General features: G+C 40.5%; 24 protein-coding genes, 2 pseudogenes and 1 other annotated feature. Of the genes and pseudogenes, 1 reads left to right on the top strand and 25 read right to left on the bottom strand.

Annotated elements, in window-relative coordinates; genetic code table 11:
• Positions 1 to 63 precede the first annotated feature (63 nt).
• The 19 genes and pseudogenes from D8849_RS01195 to D8849_RS01285 all read right to left on the bottom strand — a co-directional run bounded on the left by D8849_RS01195 (position 64) and on the right by D8849_RS01285 (position 17,905).
• Positions 64 to 2,610: a M1 family metallopeptidase gene (locus D8849_RS01195; protein WP_125385940.1), complete on the bottom strand. Its 2,547-nt coding sequence runs from the start codon at positions 2,608 to 2,610 to the stop codon at positions 64 to 66.
• A 122-nt stretch (positions 2,611 to 2,732) separates the two neighbouring features.
• A complete protein-coding gene (locus D8849_RS01200; RefSeq protein ID WP_125385941.1) occupies positions 2,733 to 3,173 on the bottom strand; it encodes an ASCH domain-containing protein in 441 nt (146 codons plus the stop codon).
• Entirely contained in the window at positions 3,133 to 4,017 is an 885-nt protein-coding gene (locus D8849_RS01205; RefSeq protein WP_185756190.1) for a putative PEP-binding protein, read from the bottom strand. The genes D8849_RS01200 and D8849_RS01205 overlap by 41 nt, the downstream gene beginning before the upstream one ends.
• A 131-nt stretch (positions 4,018 to 4,148) precedes the next feature.
• The gene (locus D8849_RS01210; RefSeq protein ID WP_125385943.1) at positions 4,149 to 4,847 is read right to left on the bottom strand and encodes a 3-oxoacyl-ACP reductase; all 699 of its coding nucleotides are present in this window, start codon (positions 4,845 to 4,847) and stop codon (positions 4,149 to 4,151) included.
• Positions 4,840 to 5,076 (bottom strand): DUF2829 domain-containing protein, encoded by a 237-nt coding sequence (locus D8849_RS01215; RefSeq protein WP_000141924.1) that lies wholly within the window; start codon positions 5,074 to 5,076, stop codon positions 4,840 to 4,842. Before D8849_RS01215 ends, D8849_RS01210 begins: the two co-directional genes overlap by 8 nt.
• 99 nt (positions 5,077 to 5,175) lie before the next feature.
• A complete protein-coding gene (locus D8849_RS01220; protein ID WP_125385944.1) occupies positions 5,176 to 6,102 on the bottom strand; it encodes an aldo/keto reductase in 927 nt (308 codons plus the stop codon).
• A gap of 175 nt (positions 6,103 to 6,277) precedes the next feature.
• Positions 6,278 to 8,178: pseudogene (locus tag D8849_RS01225) on the bottom strand (glucosaminidase domain-containing protein).
• Between the two features lie 127 nt (positions 8,179 to 8,305).
• On the bottom strand, positions 8,306 to 9,292 hold the full coding sequence (locus D8849_RS01230; RefSeq protein WP_185756191.1) for a dihydroorotate dehydrogenase: 987 nt from the start codon (positions 9,290 to 9,292) through the stop codon (positions 8,306 to 8,308).
• Entirely contained in the window at positions 9,255 to 10,055 is an 801-nt protein-coding gene (locus tag D8849_RS01235; protein ID WP_125385946.1) for a dihydroorotate dehydrogenase electron transfer subunit, read from the bottom strand. The genes D8849_RS01230 and D8849_RS01235 overlap by 38 nt, the downstream gene beginning before the upstream one ends.
• 248 nt (positions 10,056 to 10,303) lie before the next feature.
• Entirely contained in the window at positions 10,304 to 10,684 is a 381-nt protein-coding gene (gene gloA, locus D8849_RS01240) for a lactoylglutathione lyase (protein WP_000157153.1), read from the bottom strand.
• A 58-nt stretch (positions 10,685 to 10,742) separates the two neighbouring features.
• Entirely contained in the window at positions 10,743 to 11,102 is a 360-nt protein-coding gene (gene rplT / locus D8849_RS01245; RefSeq protein WP_000124834.1) for a 50S ribosomal protein L20, read from the bottom strand.
• 51 nt (positions 11,103 to 11,153) lie between these two features.
• Positions 11,154 to 11,354 (bottom strand): 50S ribosomal protein L35, encoded by a 201-nt coding sequence (gene rpmI / locus D8849_RS01250; protein ID WP_001125943.1) that lies wholly within the window; start codon positions 11,352 to 11,354, stop codon positions 11,154 to 11,156.
• Between the two features lie 32 nt (positions 11,355 to 11,386).
• The gene (gene infC / locus D8849_RS01255; protein WP_000848180.1) at positions 11,387 to 11,917 is read right to left on the bottom strand and encodes a translation initiation factor IF-3; all 531 of its coding nucleotides are present in this window, start codon (positions 11,915 to 11,917) and stop codon (positions 11,387 to 11,389) included.
• A gap of 15 nt (positions 11,918 to 11,932) precedes the next feature.
• Positions 11,933 to 12,064 (bottom strand) — a sequence feature (ribosomal protein L20 leader region).
• Positions 12,065 to 12,224: 160 nt separating this feature from the next.
• A complete protein-coding gene (locus D8849_RS01260; protein WP_125385947.1) occupies positions 12,225 to 13,409 on the bottom strand; it encodes a hypothetical protein in 1,185 nt (394 codons plus the stop codon).
• Between the two features lie 3 nt (positions 13,410 to 13,412).
• Positions 13,413 to 14,000: an ABC transporter ATP-binding protein gene (locus D8849_RS01265; protein ID WP_125385948.1), complete on the bottom strand. Its 588-nt coding sequence runs from the start codon at positions 13,998 to 14,000 to the stop codon at positions 13,413 to 13,415.
• Positions 14,001 to 14,032: 32 nt separating this feature from the next.
• A pseudogene (locus D8849_RS10580) lies at positions 14,033 to 14,257 on the bottom strand (hypothetical protein).
• A gap of 137 nt (positions 14,258 to 14,394) precedes the next feature.
• Positions 14,395 to 16,635, bottom strand: a complete 2,241-nt coding sequence (locus D8849_RS01275; protein ID WP_125385949.1) for a DNA internalization-related competence protein ComEC/Rec2 — start codon at positions 16,633 to 16,635, stop codon at positions 14,395 to 14,397.
• Entirely contained in the window at positions 16,619 to 17,269 is a 651-nt protein-coding gene (locus tag D8849_RS01280) for a helix-hairpin-helix domain-containing protein (RefSeq protein ID WP_125385950.1), read from the bottom strand. Before D8849_RS01280 ends, D8849_RS01275 begins: the two co-directional genes overlap by 17 nt.
• Before the next feature lie 66 nt (positions 17,270 to 17,335).
• On the bottom strand, positions 17,336 to 17,905 hold the full coding sequence (locus D8849_RS01285) for a GNAT family N-acetyltransferase (protein WP_125385951.1): 570 nt from the start codon (positions 17,903 to 17,905) through the stop codon (positions 17,336 to 17,338).
• Between the two features lie 171 nt (positions 17,906 to 18,076).
• Here D8849_RS01285 and ald point away from each other — a divergent pair, with 171 nt between their 5' ends.
• Positions 18,077 to 19,189, top strand: a complete 1,113-nt coding sequence (ald, locus tag D8849_RS01290; protein WP_125385952.1) for an alanine dehydrogenase — start codon at positions 18,077 to 18,079, stop codon at positions 19,187 to 19,189.
• Positions 19,190 to 19,245: 56 nt separating this feature from the next.
• Here ald and D8849_RS01295 read toward each other — a convergent pair whose 3' ends face one another.
• From D8849_RS01295 to pyrH, 6 genes are all read right to left on the bottom strand, one after another.
• Positions 19,246 to 20,241 (bottom strand): PhoH family protein, encoded by a 996-nt coding sequence (locus tag D8849_RS01295; RefSeq protein ID WP_125385953.1) that lies wholly within the window; start codon positions 20,239 to 20,241, stop codon positions 19,246 to 19,248.
• 84 nt (positions 20,242 to 20,325) lie between these two features.
• The gene (locus tag D8849_RS01300) at positions 20,326 to 20,541 is read right to left on the bottom strand and encodes a YozE family protein (RefSeq protein ID WP_001232084.1); all 216 of its coding nucleotides are present in this window, start codon (positions 20,539 to 20,541) and stop codon (positions 20,326 to 20,328) included.
• A 45-nt stretch (positions 20,542 to 20,586) separates the two neighbouring features.
• A complete protein-coding gene (locus tag D8849_RS01305) occupies positions 20,587 to 21,144 on the bottom strand; it encodes a GrpB family protein (RefSeq protein WP_125385954.1) in 558 nt (185 codons plus the stop codon).
• Positions 21,145 to 21,155: 11 nt separating this feature from the next.
• On the bottom strand, positions 21,156 to 22,010 hold the full coding sequence (gene cvfB / locus D8849_RS01310) for an RNA-binding virulence regulatory protein CvfB (RefSeq protein WP_125385955.1): 855 nt from the start codon (positions 22,008 to 22,010) through the stop codon (positions 21,156 to 21,158).
• A gap of 59 nt (positions 22,011 to 22,069) precedes the next feature.
• Positions 22,070 to 22,627 carry a ribosome recycling factor gene (gene frr, locus D8849_RS01315; RefSeq protein ID WP_001262225.1) on the bottom strand — a complete coding sequence of 186 codons (558 nt, stop codon included), beginning with the start codon at positions 22,625 to 22,627 and terminating at the stop codon, positions 22,070 to 22,072.
• 8 nt (positions 22,628 to 22,635) lie between these two features.
• Positions 22,636 to 23,373 carry a UMP kinase gene (pyrH, locus tag D8849_RS01320; RefSeq protein ID WP_000002996.1) on the bottom strand — a complete coding sequence of 246 codons (738 nt, stop codon included), beginning with the start codon at positions 23,371 to 23,373 and terminating at the stop codon, positions 22,636 to 22,638.
• Positions 23,374 to 23,411: the final 38 nt, after the last annotated feature.

Raw genomic sequence — 23,411 nt, forward strand, 5'->3', positions numbered from 1 at the left:
AAAAAACTCAACTCTCTACATTTTACATGAGATAGCTGAGTTTTCTTTTTATTTTAGGCTTATTTATGCATTTCCGTATTGAAGAACGACTGCTTCCACTGCAGCTTTTTCACGGTTAATCAAGTCAACACGCGCTGCAATTTCCTTGATTCCCATACCGATGTTACGGCTAAGAGCAAGGTCAGAAAGTTGTGGCTCAAAGAATTCCTTGTACTCTGCCAAACGTTGCTGAGTCTTAAATACGTGTGCAGGAAGGATAACAAAGCTATCAAAGCTCATATCTCCTCCAAGGGCTGCCTTAATCCAAGCCCAGTTTTCACGCGCCCAAGACCATGCTGTTTCCTGAGTTGCTTGATGGCTTAAGAACTGGAAGTACCAAGCAGACAAGTCTTGTGGTTTGACCACAAATTTGTCCTTCCAAGAAGCAATCAAGTTTTGGATATTATCCGCATCTGTACTGTATGCAAGAGCAGCTGCCAACTGGCGTTTAAAGACAGCATCTGTTGCGTGAGTGTAAGTATCAAGATAAAGTGCTAACAAGTCTTTAGTCTCATGATGTTTCATCTCATTGATCAGAACTTGTGAGCGAATTGCTGCTGGGAGTCCTGCAAGATTCTCCTTGTGAGCCGCGAAGATTTGGCTAGCGACTTGACTTGCTTCTGCATCATTTGAGCGAATCATCATAGAAACAGCCAACTGACGAACCAACTCATCCTCATCTGATTCGCCATCTTTAGCTTCAAAACCAAGACGGTCATAGTTGTGACGAGCCAATTTAGCAATCAAGGCTTTGAAGGCTCTTTCAGCTTCTGTTCCTTCATCTATAAAGCGCTCAAGAGCAGAAATTACTTGAGAAACAGCTGAAACGACAAGGTAAGATTCTTCTTTAGCGAGTTTATCAAGTACTGGAAGCAAGTCTGCATAAGAAATATGCCCTGCTTCAGCAAGCAAGCGACGTTCTTGGACGATTTGCAGTTTACTTGTATTATCAAGCTCAACTAGGTCAGCAAGAATAGCATCTAGCAAGTCTCCTTGATAGTCTGTAATGTAGTGAGCTGTATTTTCAGTATTGAGACGAAGAGCTCCTTCATTTTCAGCAAGAAGAGCTGCGTAGCCAGGGATTTCGATGCTTTCAGTTTCGAGTGTATCAGGCAAGCCTTTCCAGTTGCTGTTTAGTGGCACAACCCAGAGACGGTTCTTGTCTTCGTGCTCACCGATAAAGAATTGTTTTTGTGAGATCTTCAAGACATCATTTTCAACTTTGACAGTGAGAACTGGGTAACCAGGTTGTTCCAACCAAGAATCCATGAAGGCTGCGACATCACGTCCAGACGCTTGACCAAGAGCATCCCAAAGGTCACGACCAATTGTATTGCTGTATTGATGTTTTTCAAAGTAGTCATGCAAACCTTTGGCAAAATCGGCATCACCTAGCCAACGACGAAGCATATGCATGAGGCGACTTCCTTTGGCATAGACGATAGCTCCGTCAAAGAGCGTATTGATTTCATCTGGATGTTTAACTTCGACGTGAACAGATTGAACACCATCCGTCGCATCACGTTTCAAGGCAGACGGAACACCACCTGTTTGGAAATCTTCAAAGATATTCCAGCTTGGTTCAATAGCATCCACACAGACGTACTCCATCATGTTAGCAAAGCTTTCATTGAGCCAAAGGTCATCCCACCATTTCATAGTAACGAGGTTCCCAAACCATTGGTGAGCCAATTCATGGGCCACAACTAGGGCAACTTGTTGACGGCTAGCAAATGTTGAGTTTTCATCCACAACCAAGTAAACTTCACGGTAGGTCACAAGCCCCCAGTTTTCCATAGCACCAGCTGAGAAGTCAGGAAGGGCGATGTGGAGAGATTGAGGGATTGGGTATTTAACTCCATAGTAATCTTCGTAAAACTCGATAGAGCGAACAGCGATATCCAGTGAGAAATCAAGGTTTGATAGTGGGTGGGCTTTGGTTGAGTAGACACCTACGAGGGTACCGTTTTTAGTTTTAGCCGTTACCCCTTGCAAATCACCTGCTACAAAGGCTAACAAGTAAGAAGACATGCGAGGTGTTGTCTCAAACTTCCAGATGCCTGTTTCCTTGCGGTTTTCAACCTCAATCTCAGGCATGTTAGACAAGGCCAATTCACCTTCTGCTTGGTCAAAACGTAGAGAGAGGTCAAAAGTTGCTTTGGCTTCTGGTTCATCCACACATGGGAAGGCTTCGCGCGCAAAATGACTCTCGAACTGAGTAGACAAGACTTCCTTCTTGACTCCATCAACTGTGTAATAAGAAGGGTAAATCCCTGTCATGTTGTCTGTAATTTTTCCTGAGAAAGCGATAACCACTTCAACTTGACCAGCCTCAGCCAATTCAATATGAAGGGCTTCATTGTCATGATCAACTGTAAATAGACGAGCTTCCCCTGCAACTTCTACAGAAGCGATTTCCAAGTCTTTTTGATGAAGTGAAATGCGGTCACTCTGTGCTTGACCAGTAATGGTCACCTTTCCAGAAAAAGTCTTGGTCTCACGACTCAAGTCTAAAAATAAATCATAATGTTCAGGAACAAATTGCTTAATAAAATGTTCAACTGCTTGCATAGTTTTCTCCTATTCTAAGTTTAAGAGCTGCTACTCTTCTTCAAACAAACTTATTATATCATGTTTTACTTGAGAAAAAAGGATTGGACGGTGATTTTCAAAACTTTCTTCCTTCTAATAGTCTACAGTGGGTAGACCTTGCGAAATTCTTCTAAAACAACCTTGCTTTCAGGTGTAAAAGTCAGTCCTGCTTCTTTCAGCCACTCGGCGAAACAATCCTCATGAACCTGACGCCAATAGGCTAGGGATTTATCACCCTCCCCTTCCTTAAAGGCATGTTGAGCAGAAACTTGATTGAAGGGCTGGACAGAAACCTTTGTAATTTCAACAATACAGACAGCCTGATTTTGACTGTCTAAAATGACATCAAAAGTTCCTTCTTGAGGAAGAGACTCGGCCTCTAGTGCATAGAGGTCGTTGGCTGAGGCGGTTGCAGTCTTTTNGCCTCTTAACACCAAATCCTCTAAAAGGTCTGGTTCCACTCCAAAAGCCCAGGCATCTATCTCATCTCCTATAGAGGGGTTAATTTTCTTGTATGCATTCCACATTTCTTGCGGTGTCATGGGTGCTCCTTTGTAATTTTTTACTTACTTCTTTTACACGTTTAAGGTGGTCTGGATGGTCAATCTCTAAATTAAAAATCTCTGGAATAGAACTGTAGTGAATAATGCACTTGATACCCAACTGATTCATTTTTTGTATGAAAGAATCATTCATATAACCTGCTACAGCAAAGTCAATCTTTTTCATCCTTGTTTTATCCTGCATATCTCTTAGCATATCTAACATTATTGGACTTTCCATATCATGCCATTGACTGTTTCTCACAGTGGCAAAAATAAAAGAAGTCAAATCATTCATTCCAACTACAATCTTTGAAATACCAGCTTCCAGTATGCTGTCTAAGTCAAAATACGCTGACGGTAATTCAATCATCGTGCCAACTTTCCCAGTAAAACCATGTTCACGCAATACTCTAATAGCTTGCTTTAACTGCTCAGCATCATTGACAAAAGGAAAGATAACAGATAGATTGGGATTGTTTTGATAAACTTCTGTAACGACATATGCTTCAGCCTGAAATTCATCCGGACACGCCAGCAAACGCCTAGTTCCTCTATATCCAAATAAGGGATGATTTTCATCAAAATACTCTTTAGTCCCCTTTAGACAATTAGCTTCTGTATTCGTTAATTCAGTAAAACGATACCAAACTTCTTCATCTGAGTACAGGGAGCAGATAGTCGCTAGATAATCTTTTACAAATTGCTGACAACTTGGTAACAGGATGTTTTGATTAAGCTCTCTCAACAAATATTCCCCACGAATCATGCCAACATGATGAAATAGTTGTGGGTAAACTTTTTCATCAAGTTTTTCGCCACTAAGGGCAAGTTGGTTTCTCATGTCCATTCACCTTCCAATTCATGTAAGAAGTCTTGTCCAGTTCTGGAAATCCTAATAATTCAGACTTAATCTTCAAGACTAATGGCGATGCATTTTCTTCTGTGATCTCTTGAATATCCAGCCAACTCCTCCTATTTCAAAGACCAGCCACCATCTATTGTCAGAATTTGACCCTGCATGGCAGATGCCTTTCCACTGGCCAAAAAGAGACTGACTTCTGCCACTTCCTCTGGCTCGATCCAGCGCTTGATTGGTGTTTCACTCGCCACCCAGTCTGCTAAGCCACCTGGCTCAAAGTCGGCAGCAGTCATAGCTGTCTTGACTGCTCCTGGAGCGATACCAAAGACCTGAATCCCAGCTTCAGCATAGTCTAGAGCCAACTGCTTGGTGAAGCCAGCCAAGGCGTGCTTCGAAGAAGTATAGGCGTGACCACCACCTCCTGCTAGGCTAGAAGCAATGGAGCACATATTGATAATAATTCCTTTTTTATTCTCCAACATTTGAGTCAAATAATACCGAGTTAACTCTACTGGAGTAACGTAGTTAATTTCAAAAATCTCTTGAATTTCCTGCGCCGTTTGTTCCAAAAGTGGTTTGTAATCATCAAAAACTCCAGCAGTATTGCACAAAACATCCACCCGAGGACACCAGTCAAAAATTGGCTCCAAGTCCAAGGTCAAATCTCTCTGTAAAAAGTGAAAATCACCCTCTAAGAGTGGATTTTCACCTTGGTCAACTCCATAAACTTGAAAGTCATTCTCTAAAAAGAGGCGAGCTTGAGCTAGGCCAATCCCTGAACTTGCTCCCGTAATCAATACACGTCTAGTCATGCACTTCTACCCAATCCGTCGCCAAAACATCACAAGGTGTCGGACTCCACATGGAAAAACCTTCTCCCTCCCCAGAAACGTTGATTAGGAAATAAGGTGTCACTTCAAGTGCAACCCCATTTTGCTCGATAGTGTCAAAAAGTTGGACATAGTTTTCGGCACCTCCCCAACCAGTTCGTACATATTTTTTCTTATCCTTTAACCCAGGTAGGATCTCTTCAAATGTCATGTTTTTCTCCTTTAATATCAATAATTCTCCCCTTCATTATAACAAAAAAACCGCTTTACAACGGCTTTTTGACTGTGATTTATTTACATCTGCTTCTACTTACGGTAAATCATTCCCCGCTGCAAGATAAATTTCATACCATTCTTTTCTTGTTAAGCTAAAGTTTACCGCTTGGCTAACTTCTCTCAAGTGCTTAGGATTTGTGGTACCTACAACTGCCTGCATTTTTGCTGGATAACGCAATATCCAAGAAATGGCAATAGTTGAAGAGGTTACTCCATATTTAATAGCTAAACGATCAAGTACTTGATTTAAAGCTTGAAATTTCTCATTTCCAACAAAATTCCCTTTAAAATACCCGAATTGTAAGACAGACCATGCTTGAATGACCACATCGTGTAATTTGCAATATTCAAAAATGCTGCCATCTCGCATAGCTGCTTGACTATCTTCCATATTAACATGAAAACCTGATTCGAATCCTGGAGTAAAAGCCGCACTCAATTGTAGCTGATTAACAGCTAACGGCTGCTTGACATCTTTTTTAAGTAACTCCATCATCATAGGATTTTGATTAGAAACTCCAAAATTTCGAACCTTACCTTGTTTATAAAGGAGATCAAAGGCTTCTGCTACTTGGTCAGATTCCATCAAAGCATCTGGTCGATGAAGGAGCAAGCTATCTAGATGATCAATCTTCAATCTTTGCAAAATTCCGTCTACTGATTTTATAATATAGTCCTTAGAAAAATCAAAATAGGCAAATTCTTCAATGCGAATGCCACATTTGGACTGAATCCACATCTTTTCTCTTAAATCTGGACAATTTTTTAGGACAAGACCTAACAGTTCTTCACAACGACCACGACCATATATATCAGCCAAGTCAAAAGCATTGATTCCAACAGAAAGTGCTGTTTCTACAAGCTCTTCAACTTCTTTTACAGACTTATCTTTTATTCTCATCATTCCGAGAACAATTTCTGATAATTCTTTGTCATCTTGACCAAGAGTTATGTATCTCATCAAATTTTTCTCCTTTAATTTCTAACATTCTTCCCTTCATTATAACAAAAAACCGCTTTGCAACGGCTTTTTGACTATATTTCACTCCATTTTATATTCTTAAACCCACGAAACAAGACAAAGTTTCCAATAAAAAAACGACAACCACTTTTCAGCAGTTATCGTTGCTTATCTTTTAATCTTTTCCACCAAGTCGACTGTTAATATTCATCATGATACTAGCTATTTTTTCACCCCAGTACGGATCTGATGCATAGCGTACATTCATTCCTGTCGCTTTATTTCCAAGATGATCTCTTCCACGGTCAATATAGTTCTCACGAATCCACTTGGCCGCACCAAGAATTCCTTTGTCTACATCATCAAATTTCTTAGCTGAATCATAGGGACTGGTATCGTAAGCAGCTATACCGAAGAAGTTATTTTTATCATTAGCAATTTGGCTACGTCCCCAAGCACTTTCTAGCGCACTGTGAGCCATTAAATAGAGAGCATTGACACCATAACGTTTTTCAGCTTCTTTAAAAATTGCTCCTTTACCAGCAAGACGGCTGTTTCGGATATTCATCATCGAATAAACTCTATTTAATTCATCCGCACTATAGTTGGTTGGTTCAGTTAAATTCTTGAAAAGGAAACGATTTTTGATAGTAAACCCATCGAAATGTTCTCCATCCTTTGAATAATACTTCTTACCAATTTTCATAGCTGAAGTATGTGGAGCTACCCGTATACTAGTGTATGGAGAAAGTTCATGGTATAGGAATCTTCCATCTGTAGTATAGTGAGGAATAAACTCACTTCCTTCATCAACTAAAGCCAAATCACTTTGATTCATATAACCGGACAAGCCTGATATTGAAACAGCTAGACGACTACCCTTGCTTTTAGAGCCATCATAGGTCACAATACTTCCCTGATTGACATAGCTCAAAATATCTCCTGATTCGCTATAAATATAGGCTGTGATTGGTTTAACCTTAAAATATTTTGGACTTTGAATCCACTTTCCATTACTCTGGAAGAAATACTCCTTATTTTTAATATTAAAACTACCAGTAACATAGCTTCCATCTTCTTTCAGGTAGTACCATGCATTGTAGTTAGGATCAAAAATCCATTCATTCTTGGCCATATAACCACCAGATTTGAGGTAATAAGCACCAATCCATTCACGTGAAGCATAAGCACCACCTGATTTTAGGTAAAACCAGCTATTATAAGATTTATCAAAAATCCATTCTTTTTCAGCCATTGCTCCACTATTCTTTAGATAGTAAGCATCTTTCCACTGATTACTAGCCATCACACCATCACTGTTAAAATAGTACCATGTGCCCTTAATCTTTTCCCATTTATTACGAAGGATTTTTCCTGAATCTGTAGCATAATACCATTTATCAGTAATCTTCACCCAAGCATTTTGAGCCATTGCTCCACTACTATTAAGAAGATAATCGTTCACTAGAACATTGCTAGCCATAACTCCATCTTGGTTGAAGTAATACCAAACATTGCCAATTTTTCCCATCTATTACGAACAATCTTTCCTGAATCTGTAGCATAATACCATTTATCAGCAATTTTCACCCAGGAATTTTCTACCATTGCTCCACTAGTATGAAAAGCATAGTCATTAACAATAGTATTGCTGGCCATGATTCCATGTTGATCAAAGAAATACCAGACACCCGCAATTTTTTTCCAATTTTTGATTGGTTGATTATTCTCATAAAAAAGCCATTTCCCATGTTCTTTCTGCCAACCATTCTTAGGAGCTTCTTCAACTTTTTCTTTATTTAAAATAGCCTCTTGTTTAGAATTATTTTCTTTTACAACAACTGGTTCTTTCTTTTTTTCCGTCTTTTCAGCTTCATTCTTTGTATTTTCAACAACTTTTTGCTCTTCTGATGCTGGAGTCTGATTTTTATCTTTAGACTGATTTTTGTCCACAGATTGACTCTTATTCGTCGTTTGACTTTGGTCTGTTGTTTTACTATCTTCAGCAAAGACTGATGTTGTGGGCACAATTGCCAATGCAATAACTGCTGTACTTACAAGTAGTATTCTCTTCATTTTGCTCCCCTAAGTAGATATTCATCTACATCATTCGTAATTAACTTTATTTTAACATAGTTAAAAGATGAAAATATTACAAAATGATGAAAATTATGTGTCTTATTAACAATAAGGATAGTCTAGCTTATATGAGGCTGTCTTTTACTTCCTTGCGGAGATTTTCTAGACTGCTGATACCATATTTATCCATAACCTTTGGTAAATTTTCGATGATATCAGGACAGGCATATGGATTGGTAAAGTTGGCTGTTCCAACTCCAATAGCAGATGCTCCAGCCAGATACATTTCTAGGGCAGCTTCTGCCGAATCCACTCCCCCCATTCCAATGATAGGAAGGTCTGTTGTTTGGGCGACTTGGCGGATGAGTTTGAGAGCTACTGGAAATACTGCTGGACCAGACATTCCACCTGTTCCATTAGCCAAGATTGGTTTTCTGGTTTTGAGGTCAAAGCGCATACCGACAAGGGTATTAATCATAGTCAAGCCACTTGCTCCTGCATCTTCTGCAGCTTTTGCGACTGTGACGATATCCGTCACACTAGGGGTTAATTTGACATAAACTGGTACATCAGAGGCTTCCACAGCTGCTTTCACCACATCATAAGCTAAATCAGGATCTTGACCAATCAAGAGTCCATGATTACAGTGATCTACGTTGGGGCAAGAAATATTGAGCTCGATAGCCTTTACATTAGTTGCCTTGGAAATACCTCGCGAAACAGCTGCATATTCTTGTTTTGAAAAACCAGCTACATTGGCGATAATAGGAAGATTTGGATATTCTCTTTCCAACCAAGGTAGCTTTTCAGCCAAAACAACTTCCAAACCCGGATTTTGCAAACCAATCGCATTAAGCATACCAGCGGGTGTTTCTGCCACTCTTGGAGTTGGATTTCCAAAACGGGCTTCAAGAGTTGTCGCCTTAATCATAATAGAACCCAAAAGGTCTAAATCATAGTACTTGGCATACTCTTGACCAAAACCAAAACAGCCTGATGCTGGAATAATCGGATTTTTCAAATCCAAGCCCGGTAGAGAAATTTGTAAACGATTTGTAGTCATGATTTTCTCCTTATAATACAACTGTTCCTGTACGGAAAACAGGGCCATCTTCACAGACGCGTTGGCTGACCGTCTCGCTTTCTGGCACTTTTAGGACGCAGGCATAGCAAGCCCCCATCCCACAAGCCATACGAGATTCCAGAGATAGATAGGCTCTTGGGTGGTCATAAAAGGTTTGATTGATATACTTCATCATTCCTGGAGCCCCACATGAGTAAACAGCATCAAATTGATTGTCTAAATCCTTGATAACAACGGAAACATTTCCCTTGATACCATAAGAACCATCATCTGTCGTTACGAAGACTTGACCATATTGAGCTAATTCCGTCTCTAAAATAACAGCATCCTTATTAGCAAAACCGAGAACTGTCACTACTTTCACACCACGCGCATGCAATTCCTTGGCTACTTCAAGCAAGGGCGGAACACCAATCCCCCCACCAACAAGGAGAACCTGGCTCTGCTCATCAAGGTCAGACAAGTCAAAACCATTTCCCTGAGGTCCCATCATATCAAGAGTATCTCCCTGACTCAAGGTTGAAAAAATAGCGGTTCCAGCTCCCTCAATCCGATAAATGAGATGACACTGCTTCTTAACCTTATCAATAGACGAAATTGAAATAGGACGACGCAAAAGATGGGCATCATCAGGCACACGCAGATGAAGAAATTGGCCTGCTCGCATGGCTTCAACCATTTCCCCTTCTAGAACTAATTCAAAGATTGCTGGCGCGATTTCCTCCTGTGCAACCACCTTCATGGTTTCCAAACGAATTGCACCCAAACGTTTCTTACATGTGGGATTCATGACTTTTCCTCCTTAAATTTTAAGGGGACCAGACAAAGAAAAGACCTTGCTAGTGCAAGGCCTCAGTTAAAATCGTACAACACAAGAGAGCACACTCAAAAAGTCTCCTCTAGAAAATTGCACTATTCTTTTATCTGACACCTTGTGAGTCTCTCTGGACTCCCCTTAAAGGTTAAATTTTTATTAGTATACTCTTTCAGCTAAAAAAAGTCAAGTAGAAAACGAACATTCTACTTGATCTCACAAGATTATTTTTCACGAATGACTTCGACCTTGTAGCCATCAGGGTCTTTGACAAAGTAATAGTTAGGTGCAGTTCCTGGTAGACCATTTGGCTCAGTCACTTCATAGCCTTTGGCACTGTGCTCTTGATGAAGCGCCTCAAGATCAGGTGTACTGAGGGCGATATGGGCAAATCCATCTCCAACCACATAAGGACCATGATCGTAGTTATAAGTCAACTCCAACTCATAGTCGTCACCCTCAAGTCCTAGATAGACAATCGTGAAGGCATGGTCTGGAAAATCTCTGCGACGCAATTCTTTAAAACCAAAAGCATCTTGATAGAATGCAATTGATTTTTCAAGATTTTCTACTCGCAAGCAAGTATGTAGCATTTTTGAAGCCATATTTTTCTCCTTTATTTTTAAAAAGACTGGGACAATCCTGTTCCAGTCTTATCAGTTATTATTTACCAAGTTTTGCTTTAGCTGCATCTGCAAGAGCTGTGAAAGCTGCTGCATCGTTAACAGCCAAGTCAGCAAGCATTTTACGGTTAACTTCGATCTCAGCCAATTTCAAACCATGCATCAATTGTGAGTATGAAAGTCCGTTCATACGAGCTGCCGCGTTGATACGAGTGATCCACAATTTGCGGAAGTCACGTTTTTTCTGACGACGGTCACGGTATGCATAGTAGTAAGAGTTCATTACTTGTTCTTTTGCAGTACGGAACAAGATGTGTTTAGCTCCATAGTAACCTTTTGCTAATTTAAGAATACGTTTACGACGTTTGCGTGATACAACGCCACCTTTAACACGTGCCATGTTTTATTTCCTCCAAATATTTCCTAGAATTGTTTACTTACTGTTAGGCTATTATTTCAAGCGAGTAAGCATTGCTTTGATACGTTTGTAATCTCCTGAATGCACCATAGATGCTTTACGAAGATGACGACGTTGTTTCTTAGTTTTTCCGTGGAAACGGTGAGAAGTGTAAGCACGGAAACGTTTAAGTCCACCAGAACCTGTACGTTTGAAACGTTTAGCTGATGCGCGGTGTGTTTTTTGTTTTGGCATGATTTTTTCTCCTTTATTTAACTTTCTGACAATTATTTTTTGTCAGTCGCTGGCGCCAATTGCATGAACATTTGACGTCCATCCATTTTAGCACGTTGTTCGATGATGGCAATATCTTGAGTTGCTTCAGCAAACTCGGCTAAAACTTTTGCACCAATCTCTTTATGGGTAATCATACGACCCTTAAAGCGAATAGATACCTTAACTTTATTTCCTTTTTCAAGGAATTTGCGTGCATTGCGAAGTTTTGTATCAAAGTCACCCTTGTCAATAGTTGGACTTAGACGAACTTCTTTCACAGTAACAACACTTTGTTTTTTACGTTGTTCTTTTTGCTTCTTCTGGTACTCAAATTTGAACTTACCGTAGTCCATAATTTTTGCAACAGGCGGTTTGGCTTGGGGTTGAATCAATACTAGGTCAACATTAGCGTTATCAGCCAAAGCTTGCGCTTCACTGAGTGGCTTGATGCCTAGCTGTTCTCCTTCAAGACCAATCAAGCGAACTTCACGTACACGAATCTCATCATTGATGAATAAGTCTTGCTTTGCTATGGTTTTCACCTCTTTTGTTTTATTAGAGAAAAACAATAGCGGACTCGTAAATATACAAGCCCGCACGTTATGATAGCGTTTCTTAGAAACTTTTCATCCGTAGGGCCAGGCAACTTAATGTCACAAGGCGAGAAGCTCTCACTTCTGCTTTTCTCAACTTTTATATGATACCAAGTTTTCTAGCCCTTGTCAAGATAAAAAGTTATTTTTTTGAAAAGTTTGTGTTTATATTTTGACTTGGTTTTCGAATCAAAAAGAGAGAATCAAGTTGATTCCCTCTCTATGTTAGTTTTTACTTATTTTCCCTGTAGGAAAGCTAGAATCTATTAAAAACTTCCTTTTTACGTGAACTTCCCCATCTTTCGATAAATAGAATTCCCAATAGCAAAAGAATTATCATGCAAGGCAGTAAGACCACCCCCATGCCCCAATTTAGATTGACATTATCAATTTGCTTAGGTAATCTTCCAGATAAAATCTCCACTGAACGTAAGTAAGTAAAGGGAATCAGATGTGCAATCCTCTGAAGAGGCTGAATGGTTTGGATGCCAAACAATAAGCCAACTATCCCAATTAAGGAAATAAAGAGGACAGGCATTTTTTGCTTAAAAAAGTATGCAATCAAGTAGACGACTTCCACAATAACGATAAAAGCCAAGAAAGTTAAGAGCAAGCTAGGAAATAACACATCTTGTATCGTTCCGATAGTTACCTCTTGATTCGTTAAGCTATAGAACGGGTATGGATAATCTAACTGTCCAAAACCACTTATCAGACTTCCCACTAGAAAAGAAAATCCGCTGATTCCGATAAACAGCACAGTTACATAACCCACTCCAACTCCAAGAGAGGATATTGCAAATGTCACTTTTGAAAAAGGATATAACTGAGCTGTATCCAGATGATTTTGATATCTTTCTGCGAACAGTTGCGTTAGCATAAAAATAATAGCAACCACAAACAAGCTTGGGATGATAGCCTTTAAAATCCAGACAATCTGATCAATCCCGTAGGTCGGATAAACTAAATTGTGCGCTTTTATGTTCAAGGGATATAGGGCTTGGTAAGTCTTTCGTTCGCGGTCAACCGCCATTTTTAAGTCAGAGCTAGAAGTCGGTTGCTTTGATAAAATTTCATAACTCTTCTCTTCATCTTGCCACTGCAAATAGTAGGCTTCTTTCCAGCGTCCTTCTTTTAACAAAGCCAGAATTTCTTTCTTTTGAGTCAAAAGATTTTTTTGCAATTCTAAATTACTTTCAGCAATCTGGTATTCCTCCGAGCTGGTGTCAGATATTTGGGAGAGTTTCTCTTCATATCCATTGATGACTCTCTCACGGTCTACAAGACTAGTTTCCAACTCTCTCTCCAAGCTGACGGAGTTTGCAGTCTGACTATTAAAATAAAAGGTAACACCGAGTCCAGATACAAATAAAGCTAAGATAATCCAGTTTAAGCGACTTTTGAAAACTTTTTTCAATAAAAATAGACTAACATCTTTCATAAACTAAACCTCTTCTATCTGCCCCTGATGAATGGTTACTACTCTATCGCAGACATCAACCAACTCTTCCTTATAGTGGGAACTTAAAAGAACCAGCTGTTCTTGTCTATCGATTTCTGTCAGCCTATCAAAAAACTTCTGTCGATAATACTCATCTAAGCCATTTGTAATCTCATCCATAAGCCAGCATTTCGCCTGACTGAGGAAATACATGGCAATCACCAATCGTTGCTTCATGCCTAAGGAATACTTGCGAATGGGAAGGCTGATGTAATCAGACATTTCCCAGTAGGCGATTTCATCCCTCAAGTTCAGGTCTGACTTCCAGATATTTTTTATAAGGCGAAGATAGTCCATCCCACTTAAGTTTCCATCCAGCCATTCAACACTTTCATAATAAAATAAAGAAGGAGGGACTGCGATATTTCCACTACTTATGGGAATTAAGTTGCTAATGGCGCGGAACAGAGTCGTCTTTCCAGAGCCATTGATAGCAAGAACGCCATAAATCCTACCTTTTTCAAAGGTGAAATCTACATCTTGTAAAATGATTTGTCGCGTTTTTAAGGTAACATGAGTAAGCCTTAACATATCAAACCCTCCTTTTTCTCACTCTTTAACGATTAAAAGTCTCCGCTGTAGTAGTTTATAACCTCATAACGATAGAAATTCCAGCCAGAACCTACTTTATACTCTGAATAGCTGTAATAACGAGACCACGACGGGATGTTAAAAGATTAATGGTCGTGATAGTTGGTACTACATTCCCAAACCGTATTCCAATCATACCAATAGCTTTTAAGAACGCTCACAGCAGATACACTGGACTGAAAAAGACCAATAATCATAAACTAATTAAACGGTTTTTGCTAATTTTTAATGATTTTATATCATCAATATTGAATACGCTTTCATTATATCGTTTTTATCATTATTATGCAACAGATTTTTAGTTTATTTTACTAATATATAGTATTTATCCTTCCTATCGAACGCTTTCGATTTTCCAACTTTTCCAACCTTTAAACCTAGTAGCTCCTTGTTGGTCAGTTCGATATACTTTGCTATTGATACCTTCCAGTCGTGTCAAGGTTTCCTGATGGGGGAGTTTCGTTCGATTGTTCTTTCCAACTGAAATGAGAGTCATCTCTGGTTTGAGCTGTTCTAGAAAGGCTGGACTTGATGAGTTTTTAGAGCCATGTTGACTAGCTTTCAAAACATCCACCTCTAGGTCAGGATAATGCTTCAGCAAGTCCCTCTCTCCTTTCTCCTCCAAATTTCCTGTGAAGAGAAAGTACTTATCCAAGAGTTTTCCATACAAAACCAGGGAATCTTCATGACCTCCGTCATCAATTTTCCTTGGAGATAGGACTTCTAACTGACTTCCGAAAATTGGCAAATTCTCTCCCATTGTCACACTGCGCACCTTGGTTTGAGTTGCCTGTAGTTCTGAAACAAATTCCTTTTGTTTCAGACTGCCTTTTGATACTAAAATCTCCCTTACATGGAAAGCCTTGGTCACCTCTAACAAATCTCCGACATGTTCCTTGTCCGTATTTGTCAAAATTAGCTGGTCAATCTTGGCTACTCCTCTACTTTTTAGATAAGGAATCAAGGTTCGCTGGGCATTGCTGGTCGTCGCCTTTTCTTGCCATTTTTCGATTTTCTTGCTAGATTCTGCCTTGCCACCGACATCTATGAGAATGATTTTACCAGTTACATCCCGTAGGAAAATACTTTCCCCTTGCCCAACATCCAGCATGGTGATTTCATTTTCCAGTGGATGCTTGGTCAAGAAAAAGAGACCTGTAATCAATAAGCTCAACACTGCTAGCCTTTTAATGTTTTTCCTCAAATCATAGACCAAAGCCAAGGAAATTAACAATAAGATTAAAATCCATGCATTGGGTTGTCCAAAGACTAGAGGTCTACTTGCCACGTGCGACACCAAGCGAATAATGCTTTCCAACCATTCAAAGATAAAATTCAGCTGAATGACTGGATAGAGAAAGGAAAGGGCAAATAAGATAGACAAGAGCGGTAAGAAGACCAAGTCAAATAGAAAGGAAAAGACAAAGGTCAAAAGAATGGACCAAGGTTGAAATTCCGCAAAATAGAAGGACAGAATGGGCAATATTCCAAAGGAAATGACTAGACTTTCTCTGGCAATAGCCTTAAGCCCCTCCCCTTCTTTGCTGGTCATGGTCAAGATAAAAGCATAGGCGCAGGACAAGACACCTCCTGCTGTCAAGAAAAAGTTGGGTATGATGATAAAGAGGACAAGGACCGTCAAGGCAAAATTATCCAAGCCCTTAACACCATGTTGAGCCAGTAGCTTCTGCAATAGACTCCGAATAACTGATGCTGAAAATCCTGTCAGCCCTGCATAGATAAGGGAAAAGGGATAAGTCAGCCATTTCAACTTTTCTTGGGTCAAGCCTAATCGCAAGAGAAGTTTCTTAAATCCATCCATGAAAAAGCCTACCTGCATCCCCGACAAGGCAAAGAGGTGGATAATTCCTAAACTAGAATAAAGCTCATTCATCTCCTCAAAGTCGGTGTCCAGATGTCCTAATAGAAGTCCTGTCATGTAATTGCGCATAGGGTCTGGAAAGTGCGTCTTAATCCAAACCACAGCCTTTCGGCGTAAACTGGATAGATTTTCTCCTATATCCCAACTGCTAACCTGTTTAAGGGACTGTATTTTTTTGATATTGAGAGTCTGGAAAATTCCCTGAGTCTTCAGATAAGCCTGGTAGTCAAAACCACCAAAATTTCTCTGCCCTTCTGGCTCCGAAAGCTTCCCTTCTAGTTCCAAATCATGAAGGGCTGTTAAAGCTTGAAATTGTTCTTTCTCCTCCTCGGACTGGAGTTTATAATAGACTTGAAAAATGCGTCCATCATGCTTACCACGAAAGGACAGACTGTCACCATTAACCTTAATAGTGTCAGGCAAAATCCGTACCCTTTCAACGGAATCCACCAAATTTTGACTAGCTTGACTCTGTTGCCAATTTTGAAACAGAAACCAAAAGCCAAAGATTCCACAAAGTACTAGAACTTTGCTAGCGGGTTTCCACGGAAATTGAATAAAAAGACAGACTAGCAGAAAAACAAAGCCCAACAAAGCAAGATAGGATGCAGAAAAAATGGCGTAGTAAAGCCATAGCAATAGAAAACTCAGGTAAATTAGGGGAATAGAGAAATTCTTAATCCACTGTAACATAATCTTTTAACTTTTCTATGGTCTTGGCACCAATTCCAGAGACCTTCTTGAGTTCATCAACCGACTTAAATTTCCCATTTGCCTCACGATGATCGATAATGTCCTGAGCTCGTTTTCCTCCCAGTCCCTTGACCTGCTTGAGTTCTTCCAGACTTGCCTTGTTGAGATTGACCTTCTTTTCTTTGCTTGTTGAAGAAGTCGTCCCAGAACCTGCCTGTTGACTAGCTAATTCTTCTCCCTTAGTTGGAACGTAAACCAAAGCCTCATCACTAACTTTCTGAGCTAGATTAAGCGACTTGCTGTCTGCTTGCTCTGTCAAGCCACCAGCCTTCTGAACAGCATCATTGACCCGACTACCTACAGGCAAATCATAAATCCCTGGCGATTTAACAGCCCCCTTCACATCTACTGTGATTAGGTCTTGTTCAAGGGGTTCTTCCTTTTCTTCCTTCTTCACATCCTTTTCGGTCGATGAATCCTTGGAAGCAGCTGCAACTTCTGCCAGCAAATTCGTTTCTTTGACAGGTGTGTGTGGAGCTGGTTTTAGCAGGAAAAATCCGCCGATAAGCAAGCCTAGACTAGTACAGATGACGATGATTTTATACTCTTTTATTTTCTCGATAATTGCTTCCATATTTTCTCCTCTCTTAGATTATTCGTAAGAGAAAGAAAAAACAGTCGAAAATTTCTTCTCAACTGCTTATTTATTTGCAAAATAGTCTTCCTTAGTCAAGACATAATAAACTCTTGTGATAATTCGCCCTGGTTCTTTATTATCCATTCTGGCATAGGGTTCTTCGTGGGAAAAACGCATACCTGATTTCTCCATGACCTTTCCAGATGCAGGATTGTCCTTATCGTGAAGGGCAACCAACTTATTCATTCCAATCTTCTCAAAAGCCAGCTCAATCACAGCACGATTGGCTTCTGTCGTCAATCCTTGATTCCAATACTTTTTATTGATAATGTAGCCAATAGCTGCCTTCTTAAGAACAGGATCAATCTTGTGCAAGTCAATGGTTCCAATAAACTGACCATTGCTTTTTAGTTCTATTCCCCACCGTCCCAAGGGATTGGCCAAGTAGAACTGAGCAATGTTATTCTTGGTTTCTTCCAAGCTTTGATTGGTTGGAAAAGTGTAGCGCGTATTTTCTCTGTCCGAGGCATACTCAAACATTTCTTCCGCATCATCCAAGGTTACAGGTCTAAGCAATAAACGCTCAGTCTCGACTATGAGATACTGAGCTAGTTTTAAAAAGATTGATTCCATACGTTTCTACCATTCAAAAGTATTTTCTACCAGTCTAGCATAAAAAAGAAGTTACAACAAGTTTTTCTTGCTTTTTAAAGCGGTTTCATATAGAATAAAATCATCACCTTATTTTATAGATAATTGTGATAAATCATTTACAACCCGTCAATAGAAAGGGAGTTTTTCTCTATGTTAATCGGAATTCCAAAAGAAATTAAGAATAATGAAAACCGTGTTGCCCTCACACCTGCTGGTGTCCACAGCTTAGTCGGTCGTGGTCATCGCGTCCTTATCGAAACAAATGCTGGTCTAGGTTCAGGATTTACTGATGCTGACTATCAAAAGCAAGGAGCTGAGATTGTCGCTACTGCTGGTGAAGCCTGGGCTGCAGAGTTAGTCGTGAAAGTAAAAGAACCATTAACTTCTGAATATGAGTACTTGCGTGACGACCTGCTTCTCTTCACCTACTTGCACATGGCCGCTGCTCCAGAATTAGCAGATGCTATGTTGGAAGCAAAAACAACAGGTATTGCCTATGAAACTGTTCGTGATTCCCAAGGTCAGTTACCACTCCTCGTACCTATGAGTGAGGTTGCAGGCCGTATGGCAGTCCAAATCGGTGCTCATTTCCTAACTAAGCAAGCAGGAGGTTTTGGCGTTCTACTGGGTGGTGTACCGGGTGTACCTAAAGGGAAAGTAACCATCATCGGTGGCGGTGTCGTAGGGACCCATGCTGCCCGCATCGCTTTAGGATTGGGAGCGCAAGTGACCATCCTTGATATCAGTGCTAAACGTCTCTCCGTTTTAGAGGAGGTCTTTGGTCATCAAATTCAAACCCTTATGTCCAATTCGCTCAACATCGAAGCCAGTGTGAGAGATGCGGATGTGGTGATCGGAGCGGTTCTCATCCCAGGTGCCAAAGCACCAAAATTGGTGACAGATGAGATGGTCAAGCAAATGCGTCCAGGATCAGTCATCGTTGACGTTGCTGTTGACCAAGGTGGTGTTATCGAGACAGCTGACCGTGTGACAACGCACGATGAGCCTGTCTATGAAAAACACGGTGTGCTCCACTATGCCGTTGCTAACATCCCCGGTGCGGTAGCCCGTACTTCAACCATTGCCTTAACCAATGTCACTCTTCCTTATATCGAAGCTTTGGCTGGTAAAGGTTTTGTACAAGCAATCTCTGAGGATGAGGGCTTGCGTCAAGGTGTTACCACTTATCAAGGTTACTTAACCAGTCTTCCAGTAGCCCAAGGACTCGATAAAAAACATACTCCAATCGATGAACTAGTATAAAAAATCTAATTATCAGATAAAAGAAAGAGCAATTCCACCTGAACTGCTCTTTTTTGCTATTCTGTTTCTTCTTGGTTTTCTTCACGCTCTTCATTTTTAATTGGAGCTGGTTCATAAGCTCGGATAATCTGAGCGACAACAGGATGGCGAACCACATCCTTGGCTGAAAAATGAACAAAGTCAATCTGATGGATGTTCTTGAGTTTTTCTTGAGCATCAATCAGACCAGACTTGACGTTACGTGGAAGGTCAATCTGACTGATATCTCCATTGACAATCATCTTAGAATTAAAACCTAAACGAGTCAAAAACATCTTCATCTGCATAATGGTCGTATTTTGCGCCTCATCGAGAATCACAAAAGCATCATCCAAGGTCCGTCCACGCATATAGGCAAGGGGCGCAATCTCGATAATTTCACGCTCCATGAGACGAGTCGTTTGGTCTTTGCCGAGAATCTGATACAAGGCATCATAAACGGGTCGAAGGTAAGGATCTACCTTCTCCTTAAGATCACCCGGAAGAAATCCAAGACTCTCTCCTGCTTCCACCGCTGGACGAGTTAGGATAATTCGCTTGACTTGCCCACGTTTAAGGGCAGTCACTGCCAAAGTAACTGCAAGAAAGGTCTTCCCTGTCCCTGCTGGCCCAATTCCAAAGGTCACATCATGCTGTTTAACACTGTCCACATAAAGTTTTTGACCCAGGGTTTTGACACGGATAGTCTTCCCAGTATTATCCTTGATGATTTCTTCTTCGTAAAGGGCGACAAACTTGTCGATTTCATCGTTTTTGACCATGCTAATAGCCGTTACCACATCTGGCGTACCAACTGTCATCCCACGATTTACCAAGACCATCAAAGCCTGAATAACTTGACGGGCTTCCTCACAGGCAGTCTCTTCTCCCAAAACCTGCACAATCTCCGTACGAGCATGAATCACCACATCAAGCTCTTCTTCCATCAAACGAAGATGGCGTTCATTGGAACCAAAAAGATGAAACAAGTCATCTGGATGACTCAGTTGAATGTCTATTGAATGTTCCTTCAAATAAAGAACCTCTCTAATCCTTTTATTTCTTTTTATTATAGCAAAGGGGTGGAGAAATTACTAGCCCAAACCCAATGAATCATGCTAGTGTTCTAAGTATTCTTGCCAGATAGCGTCAAAGTCTCCTAGGTTGAAAGAGAAACTGGCATGTTCTTCCAAAAAGCGACTCACCTCATCAAAATCATCTGTGTGTTTTGGGAAGGCTGACTCTTCAAAAGCGAGGTCTGCCAAGATTGCTTTGGGACTGTTACTTTTAGGATTGCGCTCAGTCATGAGCCAAGTGTAAAATGATTTTCTCAATTCTTTCTCCTATCAAGACTTTTTTTGATGAAACTTTTCTGATTTTTAAAAATTACTGGACTTAGCCTCTGACACATAATGGTTTATAAAATCCGTTTTCGCATCTGTATAGGCGTCTCGATTGTGTTCAAATTGTTTCCACAAACTGAGTTTTAATTCCTGATACGCTTGGGCGATATCTGGATGCTGGCAGAGATAATCTCTAAAATAAATCTCGTTATGATCTCCCGTCATTCGCAAATGTAAATGAAAAACTTTCTCAGCAAATCCCTGCTCTGTATATCCTTTATTTAGCGAAATCCTGTTAGGACTCTCCGACATCACTAGCCACCCATTCTTCACCAATAAATTCCTAACTCTTGCTAAATCCTCTATTCTACCTACTTCTAACAGAATATCAACGATATTTTTGGCCCAAATATTAGGGATAGCAGTGCTACCGATATGTTCTATTCTTTTAATAACATTTGCACCCAATATTTTTTTCAGACTTGTTTTCTCCAATTCATACCAGTCTTTCCACTCTGACTTGTGCTCTACTAGAAAAATAGGAAAAAGTTGCCAGAGTTCCTCCAAACTCATTTCTTCAAATTTCTTTATCATGTCTATAAGACCTAGATCAACTCTGTCCCAAACTGGTCTTGCTTGATTTTGCCAGCCTTCATCAAGCCACCAAGTGCTTTCTTGAACTGACCTTTAGAAATGCCAAAGGTTGCTTTGATCTCGTCTGGAGATGACTTGTCATTCAAGGTCATGAAACCGCCATTGCTTTCCAAATAAGTCAAAATCATCTGGGCATCATTTTCCAACATTTCAAAAGAACGTGGTTTGAGAGAGAGGTTCAGAGTGCGATCCACTTCGCGAAAACCAATGACACGCGCATCTAATACTTGCCCCAAACGTGGCTCTGCGTAACGCTCGCTAGGATGGATAAAACCAAGCATGTTATTTTCTGGCAGGTAAACAAAAGTTCCTGATAGCTTGAGGCGGTACACAATGGCTGGCCAGTTTTGGTTCTGCATGTTGTTGTAGGCAGGACGAGCCAGACGTTGGAAGTCTTCTTGATAGGCCAAGAGTCCCCAGATACGGTCTTTCTTGTCCACTTCAAGACGGATGTAAAGTTGGTCGCCCTTCTTAGGCCAGAGTTCCTTAAGCTCAGGGAGAATATCTAGTGATACTACGATTTCCTTATCGGGCAGGCCTGTATTCACAAAGACACCCAAGTCCTTACGAACTTCCGTTACAGTTCCCCAACCAAATTGGTCCTGAGTGGCAGTCACTTCTATGGTTGTCAGGCGGAGTTTTTGCTTCATATCCGTGTAGGCAAAACCTTTGACCGTATCCCCTACTGTATGTTGACCTTCTTCCTTAGCAAGAGCATAGGTTTGACCATCCTTTTGCACAAAGTAAAAACGGTCGTTTTCATCGATGATCAGTCCAACGATAAAACTTGCAAGATTTGTATTCATATTTCCTTCTTTCGAATAAAACTCAGCCAGCAATGCCAACTGAGTTTTTCTGTTTATTTTTAGACTTCCAAAAGTTCTTTTTCTTTGTTGGCAGTCATGTCATCGATGTGTTTGACAGCATCGTCTGTTACTTTTTGAATGTCTTTTTCAAGAGTCTTCAATTCGTCTTCAGTGATTTCTTTTGCTTTTTCTTGTTTCTTAGCTTCGTCCATAGCATCGCGACGGATATTGCGGACAGCCACTTTAGCATTTTCTCCGACCTTCTTCACTTCTTTAGCAAGGTCACGACGAGTTTCTTCTGTAAGAGCAGGGATAACCAAACGAATAACAGAACCGTCGTTAGCTGGTGTGATACCAAGATCAGAAGCGTTCAAGGCACGTTCGATGTCTTTCAACGAAGACTTGTCAAATGGTGTGACCAACAAAACACGCGCTTCTGGAATCGTAATTGAAGCGATTTGGTTAAGAGGAGTTTCAACTCCATAGTATTCTACATGTACACGGTCAAGCAAGCTTGCATTGGCACGGCCAGCACGGATACCACCAAATTCACGAGCAAGTGATTGGTGAGACTGGGTCATTCTCTCTTTAGCTTTTTCAATAATTGCGTTAGCCATAATCTTTCTTATTCCTTTTCTTCGATATTATTTGAAACTGTTGTTCCTATATTTTCACCAAATACGACACGTTTGATGTTGCCTGGTTGGTTCATGTTAAAGACAACCAAGTCAATATCGTTGTCCATTGAGAGGGTTGAAGCTGTTGAGTCCATGATACGAAGACCTTTGTTAATGACATCACGGTGGGTCAATTCTTCAAATTTAACGGCCGTCTTGTCCTTCTTAGGATCGGCATTGTAAACACCGTCTACACCATTTTTAGCCATAAGGATAGCATCCGCTTCGATTTCAGCTGCACGAAGAGCCGCTGTTGTATCTGTTGAGAAGTATGGTGAACCAATTCCAGCACCAAAGATAACGATACGGCCTTTTTCAAGGTGACGAAGGGCACGTCCACGTACATAAGGCTCTGCCACTTGTTGCATAGCAATCGCTGTTTGCACACGTGTATCAACCCCAACTTGTTGCAATGAATCTGCCATCACAAGAGCATTCATAACAGTCCCAAGCATTCCTGTGTAATCTGCCTGAACGCGGTCCATTCCTGCTTCTGCAGCAGGTTCTCCACGCCAGAGATTTCCTCCACCAATAACAAGGGCAATTTCGATACCTAAGCTATGAACTTCTTGAATCTCTTTTGCGATTGTTTGAACTGTTTGGATATCAATCCCTACGCCACGTTCTCCGGCAAGGGCTTCACCTGATAACTTGATTAAAATACGTTTATACTTGGGATTCGCCATTTTCACTCTCCTTCTTTTATCCTACCTATTTTATCACA

This window comes from Streptococcus mitis, assembly GCF_003942765.1.
In the GTDB taxonomy this organism is placed as follows: Bacteria; Bacillota; Bacilli; order Lactobacillales; family Streptococcaceae; genus Streptococcus; species Streptococcus mitis_BE.